Source organism: Cellulomonas sp. A375-1 (assembly GCF_001040865.1).
GTDB lineage: Bacteria > Actinomycetota > Actinomycetes > Actinomycetales > Cellulomonadaceae > Cellulomonas > Cellulomonas gelida.
In genome coordinates this window covers 35,497-45,697 of the sequence record NZ_LFKW01000133.1, presented here as the reverse complement: position 1 = coordinate 45,697, position 10,201 = coordinate 35,497, and the positions used below count along the sequence as shown (strand labels likewise).

Sequence of the window (10,201 nt, the reverse complement as noted above, 5' to 3'; positions counted from 1 at the left end):
CGTCGTCTCAGGCATCGTCGTCCTTCGTCGTCGTGGTGACCGCGCCGAACGCGAGGCGGCGGCGGGTCCCGTCGGGCCGCACCGCGTCGACGAACGCGACGCGACCGGTCTCGGTCATGCCGTGGGTGTGCGCGATCTCGAGCATCCCCAGCAGGTCGACGGGGCGGCGCAGCCCGTCGGGTGCCGCCTCGAACGCGGCGGCCACGTCGACCTCGTCGGAGCCGTCGGCGAACGCGACGAGGTGGGAGGTCAGGTCGGCGTAGTGCGGGCCGCCCCAGGCGCGCGCGTCGTCGCCGGTGACGTCGTCGCCGTCGTCGTCCCAGGCGGCCAGCGGCGTCGGTGCCTCGGGCGGGCGCAGGTCGCCTGCGGTCTGGCGCAGGTGCTCGACCTCGGCGACCGGCAGGCGGCGCAACGGGTCGACCGGCTGGAAACGGCGCGCGCCGGGCAACCACGCCTGCATCCCGGCCATCACGTCGCGCAGCAGCACGTCGACCTGGCGGTCGCGCAGCGGGTCGTGGTTGCGGACCTGCGCGGTGATGACGTACGACGCCTCGCGCTGCGCGGTGAAGACCTGGTCGAGCCCCTGCTCGATGCGCCGCACGATCTCCCGGAGCTCGGTGCGCTGCTGCTGGGCGAGACGCCGCGTGAACCGGTGGCGCAGCACCACGTCGAGCTGCTGCGCGAGCTCGTCGAGCCGCTGCGGGTCCCCGATGAGCCGCAGCGCCCCGGCGAAGGCGCGGCCCTCGGACGTGGACTCCATGACGTGCTCGCCGCGCTCCAGGTACTCGCGCAGCACGTCACCCGTGGGGCGCTCGTCCTGCCGCAGCGCCGTGACCACGTCCCGCTGCATCGCCTTGATCGACTCCGCGACGCGCGCGAAGTCCGCGGGCAGCTCGCGCACGAGGTGCAGGACGTTCTCCGCCTCCTCGAGCAGCTCCTCGTCGTCGACCTCGTCGACCGTGCCGGTGCGCTGCACGCGGTCCAGCTCGGCCTGCAGGCGCTTGATCTGCCCGTCCAGGCGCGCCATGCGCACCAGCACGTCGGGGTCGGCGTCCTGCGCGAGCTGCTCCACCGCGTCGAGCAGCGTCCGCACCCGCGACTGCGACACGCGCGCCCGCGCACCACCCGCGCGCCCCGCGACCTCGAGCGCCCCGACCGCGTGCGCGGACAGGCGGTAGGCCTCGACGTCGTCGTCGAGCACCTGCCGCACGAGCCAGCCCGCGTCCGCCCACTGTCGGCACAGGTCGCGCGCCGAGCCCGTCGGCAGGTTCTCCTCGTACCCGGCCGCACGCAGCTGGTCGAGCGCGTCACCGATCTCCGTGTGCGCGTCGGCCACGGGGACGGTCGGCCGCTCCGCGGTGAACGTCACCGACAGCAACGAGACGACGAGTGGGGCGTGCTTCTTGTGGAGCAGGTCGAGCATCGGGTTCTGGAAGGCCCGGACGGCGCCCAGGTACGCCCCTTCGGCACGAGTGATCATCGCCCGACACCTTAGGTGGCCGGGACGACGAGACGCGGTCGCGCCCACCCGCGAGTCGCTCGCGCGACGTCGTCGGGACGGTCGTCGGGGTCGTCGTCGGGATGGTCGTCGGGACGTTCGTACGGTGCGTGACCAGGGGAGGGGGCCACGATGGTGGGCATGATCACCCTCTATCTGCACGGCCGGGCTGCGTCCGACGCGCGCTCGCTCGAGCACTTCCTGGCCCGCGCGCGCCCGGTGTACGAGGCACCCGGCGGTATCCGGGTCCGGCTGCAGTGGAGCCTGGTGGAGCCCGGCGCGTTCGTCGAGATCATGGAGTACCGCGACCGCCTCACGTACGAGGCCGACCAGGTGCGCGTCGAGCAGGACCCGGCGATGCGCGCGCTGATCGACGAGTGGCACACGCACCTCGTCGGACCGCCCCGGGTCGAGGCGTACGAGGACGTCACCCTCGACGGAGCCGTCCTATGAGCGCGCGCGACGGCCGACCCGACGGCAAGGTGCCTCTGGTCGTCCACCGCTACGGCAACGCCGCGGCGCCCACGGTCGTGCTCGTCCACGGTCTGACGGAGGCGGGCACCACCTGGCCGGACCTCGTCGCGCACTGGGGTGACACGTGGGACGTCGTCGCGCCGGACCTGCGAGGCCACGGTCGCTCGCCACGGTTCACCGACGACGAGCTCCGGCGCGCCCCCGACGTCATGCTCGACGACCTCGTGGACCTGCTGGACGCGCAGCCGGGGCCGGTCGTGCTCGTCGGGCACTCCCTCGGCGGTCTGCTCGCCCTACGCGCGGCACTCGCCCGCCCCGCCCAGGTCCGCGCCCTCGTGCTCGAGGACCCCGCGAAGCCCGACGGCATCCCCACGACGGACCCCGCGCTCGACGGACCGGCGTTCGTCGCCCATCCCACGGTCGTCGCCGGGGTCGAGGCGTCCCTGATCGCCACGGCGCGGGACCGCGCGGCCGAGGTCGCGCGCATGCGGCGCGAGACACCGTGGAGCGACACCGAGATCGAGGCGTGGGCGGACAGCCGCCCGCTCGTCGACCGCGCGTACGTGCGAGGGGGTCGGTTCCTCGGGGAGCCGGCGTGGGAGGAGCGGTTCGCCGCGCTCACCGTCCCCACCCTGCTCGTCCTCCCGCCCGGCGCACCGATGGCACCGCGCCCGGGACTTGTCGACAACCCGCTCGTCAGCACCGTCACCATCGACGGCGCGGGCCACTGCGTGCGCCGCGACCAGCCGACCGTCTACCACGCGGCGGTCGACGCGTTCCTGCACGAGCACGCCGGGCGTCAGCGCTGAGCGCGGCCACGCCGCCCGTCTACCGTCGCTCGACCGGCCCCGGTGCCTCAAGAGTCCGACACGCAGGTGCCGACACGGCGAACGGCCCGGGCACGATCTGGTCCCGTCGGATCCCGACGAGGTCGGTGCTCAGGTCCAGATCGGACCCGTCGGGGTTGGTGTAGGGCATCTCGGCCTGGTAGCTCGTCCCGAGGCGCGCGGTCGTCACCGGGGCGACGACGGCCATGTCGCTCATGTCGACGCGGACGGTCCCGGCTTCGGCGTCGACGACGGTGACGCGCACCGGAGACGTGCCGACCACGAGGGCCGTAGGCTCCGCGCGGAACGGCTCCGCGCCCTCCGTGTAGAGGTTGCCCTCGATCCAGACCGGCAGCCGAGGCCCCGCCAAGTCGCTGCCGCGCTCGTTGGGGTACTCCTGCGGCGTCGGATAGGCGTCGTACTGCGAGGTGCCCACGGGCGTCGGCGTGAAGGTCGCCTGCCCGGGCACACCGTCCATGTCGACCGCGCCGGACCAAAAGCTGGCGAGCGCCGGCTCGGGCTGTGCGTCCGACTCGCTGCGATCGTCGGCGGCGCGGTCGCCGACGAAGACGTTGTTGTAGAACCGGTTGTCGCCGCCGAGGATGTTCGAGACGCCGTAGACGGCCGTGGCGTGCGGGACGTGGTACGGGGTGTACCGCTGGTGCTCCGTGCAGTTCGCGATACGACCCGCGACGTAGTTGTGGACGTACGCGCCGCCGGTGGACATGTCCTTGACCGCCCACGGCGACAGGAAGAGGTTCGAGTCCACGAGGTACGGGCCGTGGCAGACCTCGACCATGAAGTCCTCGGCGGTCGAGGCGTAGAACACGTTGCGCCGCACCAGGGTGCCCTGGGCCTGCCAGTCCAGCCACAGCGCGCGGTGCGTGTGGTGGATCGTGTTCCCGCTGATCACGGTGTCGATGGCGGCGTGCAGCTTGATCCCGGCCACCTCTGCGCCGTGCCACTGTCGCTTCACGTGGATGCGCGAGATGTGGTTGTCGGCGATGGTCGAGAACGCCGCCCCCAGGTGCCCGACGACGCCGGCCTGCTCGCAGTCCCGGATCGTGTTGCGGCGCACGACGTGCGAGCCGACGTGGTCCCGGTGCCACGGGTGCGGCTCGCCGGCGCCCGGCCCGCCCAGCACGAGAGCACGCTGGATCACCTCACGCTCGCGCTGCGTGCCGCCCTTGGCGCCCTCCGGCCCCGCGGCCGCCTCGTTCTGCCCGGTGCTGACCTCCTTGCCGAGCGAGACGCCGACGTTCTTCGAGTCGGTGATCGTGTTGTCCTCGATCACCCAGCCCTTCGACCAGTGGGGGCCGATCAGGCCTTCCTGCAGTGCAGTGGGCGGGGCCCACTGCGTGGCGGCCTTCGTCAGGGTGAACCCACGCACCGTGATGTGGTCGATGCCGGTCGCCGAGGGCCAGAAGACGAAGGTGCGGGCATTGATCTCGACCTGGTGCGCGGCCGGGTCGGCGCCCCCGAAGTTCGCCCAGATCGTCGTGACGTCGTCGCCCACCTCGCAGTACCAGGTCAGCAGCGAGCCTTCCGGGTCGAACGAGTCCGGAGTGACCTCGGGGTGCTCGACGCCGCCGAGCGTCAGCGACTCGTACATCGACCTGCCGTCGAGGTACACCTCGCCCGTGTGCCAGGTGTTGACCCGGTCGAAGAACCAGTCCCCGCCGATGCGCTCGACGTACGGGTTGCGGGTGCCGAACAGGGCGTTCGGCACCTGGGCGACCCAGACGCGGCCGTCGGCGCCGGGGTGGGGGTGCCAGTCGGTGACCACCTCGGCACCGGAGATCGTCACGGGCTCGAAGTGCCCGTCCGGGCCTACTGCCGCCTGGTACGTGATCGGCGCGTCAGCCGTGCCGCCGCGCGGGGGGTTCACCCACTCCCGGTACACGCCTGCGTGCACCGCGACGGTGTCGCCCGGCACGGCGGCCTGCGCGGCCCGGTTGATGGTCCGGAACGGAGCCTCGGCCGAACCGTCAGCGCGGTCGGAGCCGGTGGTGGCGACGTGCAGGATGGTCACGACAACGCCTTTCGTCGATCACTGGGTCGTGCGGTGGTGAGCGCTCCGCGCCGCGTCAGACCTCCGCCTCCTCCGGCTCCGGTCGGACGTATCCCCGGTCCACGAAGAACCGCTCGAGCAGGTAGCACCACCACACGAGGATCAGGCCCGGCACCACGAACACCGCGGGCATGAAGTTCCAGATGGCGACGCCCCCGACCAGCGCGGCGATCCCGAGCAGGAACGTCAGGCTGGGCGTCGTCAGCCCCAAGGTGAGGCCGTTGCGCACCTGGCGCCAGGTGGGGTTGGTGAAACGGGCGACGAGGGGCAGGCACCAGAACACCAGGAGCAGGAGGAAGAGCCCGACGACCAGGAGCGGCACCAGCACCTCGGCCAGCCCGAGAGTCGGCAGGTAGGAGAGCGTGACGATGCCGACGGCCGCGACCAGGACGGCGAGCAGACCGACGACGGTCGCCTGCTTCCAGCTCTGCCGCCAGGCCTTGGTCGCGACAGCCCAGGGGCCCGCGTCCTTGCCCAGGACGTAGCGGCGACAGAGCTCGTACGCGACGACCGTGCCCGCTCCCGCCGTCACGACGAGGCCGACGCTCACCAGCCAGAACAGGCTGATCAGGATCACGGAGCCGAGCGAGTCGAGGATGCGCCACAGCAGCGACGCGGGGTTGAAGCGGAAGATGGTCGTGCCTCTCAGAGTGCGCGGACGTGGTGGGTCGCCAGGACGCGGTCGGCCTCCCGCGGTGCGCGGGAGGCCGACGCCCGTCAGCCCTTCACGGAGCCGATCATGAGACCGGACACGAAGTGCTTCTGCAGGAACGGGTAGACGAGCAGGATGGGGACGGCCGCCACCATCGTGATCGCCGACCGCAGCGCGATCGGTGTGGTGAGCTGCCCGCCGCTTCCCACCGAGGCCGCGTTGGCCGCGGTGTTCGCGGAGTTCGCGCCGGCGTTCATCGAGCTCGCCAGCAGCTTCTGCAGCTCGTACTGCAGGGTGGTCAGCGCCGGGTCGCCCGAGTTGTACAGCAGGGTGTCCAGCCAGGCGTTCCAGCTGCCGACGGCCACGAACAGACCCACCACGGCCAGCACGGGCTTGCACAGCGGCATGATGATCTGCCACCACGTGCGGAACTCGCCCGCGCCGTCGATCCGTGCCGACTCGGTGATCTCGTCGGGGATCGACTTCATGTACGTGCGCAGGATGATGAGGTTGAACGCACTGATGATCGTCGGCACCCAGTAGGCCTGGAAGCTGTTCAGCATCCCCAGGTCCTTGATGAGCAGGTAGTTGGGGATCAGCCCGGCGTCGAAGTACAGCGTCAGCACGAAGATCAGGGTGATCGGGCGGCGGAAGATGAACTCCTTGCGGCTGAGCGCGTAGGCGAGCATCGAGGTGAACAGCAAGTTCGTCGCCACGACCACGACCGTCTTCAGGACGCTCATGACGAACGCCTGATAGATCGAGTCCATGTTGAGCACGACCTCGTAGTTCTTCAGCGAGAAGACCCGTGGCCAGATGCCGATCCCGCCGCGGACGGCGTCCATGCCGTCGTTCAGGGAGATGGCGAGCGTGTTCAGCAGGGGGTAGATCATGAGTGTCGCGAGCAACACCAGGAAGGTCGTGTTGAGCGTGGTGAAGATGATGCGCTCGGTCGTCCACGCGCGACGCGGTGACCCGCTTCGTGACGCGCGCCGCGCCGGAGGCTTCACGACAGTGGTGCTTGACATGACGTCCTCCTAGACCAGGGTCTCTTGGTTGAGGCGCTTGGCCGCCATGTTCGCCGAGCCCACCAAGATGATGGCGACGACGGTCTTGAAGATGCCCGCGACGACGGCGAGGGAGTAGTTGCCGAGCTGGTAGCCGTAGCGCAGGACGAAGACGTCGATGGTCTCGGCCGTCTCGGAGATCAGGCCGTTGCCCAGGAAGTACGGCAGCTCGAAGTTGGTGGACAGGATCCAGCCGCTGTTGATGATGAGCAGCACGACGATCGTGGGCCTGATGCCCGGGAGCGTGATGTTCCACATCTTGCGGTAGCGGCCCGCTCCGTCGACCTCGGCGGCCTCGTACAGGCTCGGGTCGATCGCGGTGATCGCGGCCAGGTAGAGGATCGTGTTCCAGCCCAGCTCCTTCCACAGGCTGGTCCCGGCGACGATGCCCCAGAAGTGGTTCGGCTCGGTCAGGAACAGGATCGGCTCCTGGACGATGCCCAGGGTCATGAGGCCCTGGTTGATGAACCCGCCGGAGGAGGGCAGGGAGAGCGCCACCGACGCCAGGCTCGCCACGATGACCCAGCTGAGGAAGTGGGGCATGTACGTGATGTTCTGCATGATCCGCTTGAACGGGGCGTTCTTGACCTCGTTCAGCAGCAGCGCCAGGACGATGGCCCCCAGGGTCCCGACGACCAGGGTCAGGACGGACTGTCCCAGCGTGTTGACCACGACCCGGCGGAACCGTTCACCGTTGACACCGGTGAACAGGTCGACGAAGTTCTCGAAGCCCACCCACTCCTGGTTCCAGATGTTGCCGCGACCCGGCTTGTAGTCCTGGAAGGCGATCGCCCAGCCGTAGACGGGGACGTACTTGAACAGGATCTGGTACATCAGCAGCGGGACGGCCATGAGGAGCAGCACCCGCTGCGCCTTGATCCTGTCCCACGTGATCTTGCGCTTCGGCTCCTTGGGTGCCCGCGTCCGGGCCTTGCGGCGTTGAGCCCGTGAGCTGCTCGCAGGCTCCGCGGCCGGCTCGGGCCCGGGGGCGGTCATCAGGTTCCTCACCGGTGCGTCCGTCATCTGTCCAACCTCGTCGTCAGAAGCAGTGGGTGGTCCTCGAGAACGTGTCGTGGTGGGGGGCCCGTGCCCCCCACCACGACCGCTTGCGGACTGTCACCAGTTGGCGAGACGCTCCTGGATGCCGGCGTTGATCGCGTCCTCGTACACCTTGACGTCGATCTTCTTGATGGTGTCGACGTAGGCCTTCCAGCTCGCCTCGAAGTCGCCAGGGGCACCGGCGATGATCTTCGGCAGGTTCTGCACGTTGGCGTCGGTCAGCTGCTGGTTGACCTGGTTGGCGTCGTCGGAGAGCGTGATGTTCCACGCCGGGTAGTACTTCGGGTTCTCCGGCTGCGGGTTCATGAACTCGAGCCAGGTCTTCTTGCCGTACTTCTCCATGACGTTACGGTCGTAGTCGGTCAGCGTCGCGAAGAACTCGGCGGGCTGGTCGTCGGGGCTGTAGGCGTTGCCGTCGGAGAACTGGCCGTTGTGCTTGGGCAGGACGTCGAGCAGCGCCTCGAGACGGTTGGACGCCCGCCAGGTGAGGTCGCGGGCGTTGGCCCGCTGCTCCTCCGTGCGCGTGAACAGGCCGTCGTCGCCGATCTGGTAGTCCTCGCCCTCGATGCCCCAGGAGAGCGTCTTCTGCCAGGGCTCGCTGAGCATCAGGTCGAGGAACTTCAGCGCCTTCTCCGGCTGCTTGCTGGAGACGGAGATGCCGAAGCCCTGGTTGGTGTTCATGACGGGGCGGTCGGCGTACCAGGGCTCAGCACCGTCGTAGACGGGCATGAGGGGCACGTAGGTGTACTGGTCCTTGCCGGCGCTGCGCAGCGAGTCGGTCGCGGTCTGGAAGTCCCAGCCCTGGTCGTGCATGCCGAGGACGGCGCCGGTGGCCAGCTTCGCGACGTACTGGTCGAACGTCAGGGTGAAGGACTCGCGGTCCACGAGACCCGCGGCGTACTGCTCGTTGAGGACCTTGTAGAAGTCCTTCGCGATGTCCTTGTCGGCGTAGATCTCCGCGTTGTTGCTGTCGTCGACGATGACGCCACCGTTGTTCGGGGAGCCCGCCAGGAGCGCCGGCGGGTTCGTCATGCCCCACTCACGGCCGGTCGACGCCAGGACCTCGAAGCCCACGGTCGGGGCGCCCTCGGTCTGGGGGTTCTTCGCCTGGTAGTCCGCGATGAGCTGGAAGTAGCGGTCGAGCGTCATGTTGCTGAGGTCCGGCCACCCGGCGTCCTCGAGCACACGCTTCTGGATCCAGAACGCGGGGCCGTAGTAGGTGCCGCCCGTGACCTCGCCGTAGAAGCGGTTGTAGTTCGGGAAGATGTACAGCCCGGGGTCCACCTCCTCACCCGAGTAGCTCATCTTCTTGATGTCGTCCTCGACGTGCGTGGCGAGGTTCGGGTAGTCCCCGGTGGCCAGCATGTCGTCCAGTCGCAGGAGAGCGCCGCCCTCGAGGAGACGCATCTTCAGGTCCGTCGTCCCGACGAGGTCGGGGTACTGGCCGCCCGCGAGCATGACACCGATCTTCTGGTCCACGTTGTCGGGAGTCACGATCTCGTACTCCAGCGTGACACCGAGCTTCTCCTTGAGCAGCTTGGTGATCTTGTTGTCGGCGGCCGGGGCCTGGGAGGCCGTCGTGATCCAGGTCGTGAGGGTCGTCGGGTTGCTGGGGGTCAGCGTTCCCGACTTGTCCGCGAGATCCCCCTCGGGGATCACGGCGGCCGTCGTGGGGCCCTCTTCGGGGCCGTCGTCGGCGGTACATCCGACGAGTCCCACGGACACGCCCACCACCAGGGCAAGAGCTGACAACTTCGTTCGTGAGGTACGCACCGAGGTCTCTCCCTTGAGAACAGTTCCGGTCGACGTTGACTGGAACCCGTGCACATCGGACGCGTTGAGTCGTCGCGTCCTTATCCCGGCGGGATTTTAGCGTTAAAGTAGAGACGCCCCTCGCGAGCCGTCAAGCCCCCGCAAGTCTCGATATGATCACGGCCACTTTCGGGAGCCGCCTGGGGCGGCAGGCGGACCACCTGGGACGCGCTGCGACCTCGGCACTTGCGTCCCGGCGTGCCCGCGGCCAGGCGAGGCGCGTGTCTGTCGAGGGAGGTGCACCGAAAGTATCGCCTGCTGGTTCCGGTGAAGTGGGTCTTGCCGTCTGGCGTTGTATCGATATATTGAGCGCGCTCCGGCGGTGTGGCCGGGGCCCGCAGCCCGACGAGCGCCGGACCGGCACGACGTCGCGGGAAGGAGACCCCCGTGGTGAGGATGGCCGACGTGGCTCGCGCCGCCGGCGTCTCGGTGATGACGGTGTCGAACGTCCTGAACGAGCGCCTTCCCGTCGGCGAGCCGACGCGCGCCCGTGTCATGGCGGCCGTCGAGTCCCTCGGGTACGAGGTCAACCTGACGGCCCGGCACCTGCGGGCCGGACGGACCGACACCGTCGCCTTCGTCGTCCCGAGCTTCCATGACTACTTCGGCGAGCTCGCCGACCAGGTCGCCCCGCTGATCGAGGCGCAGGGACGTCACCTCGTCCTCGAACGGACGAGCGCCAACGCGCAGCAGGAGATGGAGGCGCTGACCGTCGCGCGGCTCCAGATCTACGACGGTGTC

General features: G+C 69.4%; 9 protein-coding genes. 3 read left to right on the top strand and 6 right to left on the bottom strand.

Going from position 1 to position 10,201, the window contains the following annotated elements:
- Positions 1–7: 7 nt before the first annotated feature.
- Positions 8–1,480 carry a DUF3375 domain-containing protein gene (locus CWIS_RS14260; protein ID WP_048343979.1) on the bottom strand — a complete coding sequence of 491 codons (1,473 nt, stop codon included), beginning with the start codon at positions 1,478–1,480 and terminating at the stop codon, positions 8–10.
- 159 nt (positions 1,481–1,639) lie between these two features.
- Here CWIS_RS14260 and CWIS_RS14255 point away from each other — a divergent pair, with 159 nt between their 5' ends.
- Positions 1,640–1,951 (top strand): hypothetical protein, encoded by a 312-nt coding sequence (locus CWIS_RS14255; protein WP_048343978.1) that lies wholly within the window; start codon positions 1,640–1,642, stop codon positions 1,949–1,951.
- Positions 1,948–2,781 (top strand): alpha/beta fold hydrolase, encoded by an 834-nt coding sequence (locus CWIS_RS14250; RefSeq protein ID WP_048343977.1) that lies wholly within the window; start codon positions 1,948–1,950, stop codon positions 2,779–2,781. Before CWIS_RS14255 ends, CWIS_RS14250 begins: the two co-directional genes overlap by 4 nt.
- 19 nt (positions 2,782–2,800) lie before the next feature.
- On the opposite strand, the gene CWIS_RS14245 is transcribed toward CWIS_RS14250, so the two are convergent.
- The 5 genes from CWIS_RS14245 to CWIS_RS14225 form a co-directional block, all read right to left on the bottom strand.
- Positions 2,801–4,831: a right-handed parallel beta-helix repeat-containing protein gene (locus CWIS_RS14245; RefSeq protein ID WP_048343976.1), complete on the bottom strand. Its 2,031-nt coding sequence runs from the start codon at positions 4,829–4,831 to the stop codon at positions 2,801–2,803.
- A 55-nt stretch (positions 4,832–4,886) separates the two neighbouring features.
- Positions 4,887–5,447: a YesL family protein gene (locus CWIS_RS14240; RefSeq protein WP_229747535.1), complete on the bottom strand. Its 561-nt coding sequence runs from the start codon at positions 5,445–5,447 to the stop codon at positions 4,887–4,889.
- Between the two features lie 140 nt (positions 5,448–5,587).
- Positions 5,588–6,550: a carbohydrate ABC transporter permease gene (locus CWIS_RS14235; RefSeq protein WP_048343975.1), complete on the bottom strand. Its 963-nt coding sequence runs from the start codon at positions 6,548–6,550 to the stop codon at positions 5,588–5,590.
- Between the two features lie 9 nt (positions 6,551–6,559).
- Positions 6,560–7,597 (bottom strand): sugar ABC transporter permease, encoded by a 1,038-nt coding sequence (locus tag CWIS_RS14230; protein WP_231583904.1) that lies wholly within the window; start codon positions 7,595–7,597, stop codon positions 6,560–6,562.
- A 108-nt stretch (positions 7,598–7,705) separates the two neighbouring features.
- Positions 7,706–9,373 carry an extracellular solute-binding protein gene (locus CWIS_RS14225; RefSeq protein ID WP_229747534.1) on the bottom strand — a complete coding sequence of 556 codons (1,668 nt, stop codon included), beginning with the start codon at positions 9,371–9,373 and terminating at the stop codon, positions 7,706–7,708.
- A 483-nt stretch (positions 9,374–9,856) separates the two neighbouring features.
- Here CWIS_RS14225 and CWIS_RS19555 point away from each other — a divergent pair.
- On the top strand, positions 9,857–10,201 hold a 345-nt coding region (locus CWIS_RS19555), incomplete at its 3' end, for a LacI family DNA-binding transcriptional regulator (RefSeq protein WP_048344013.1).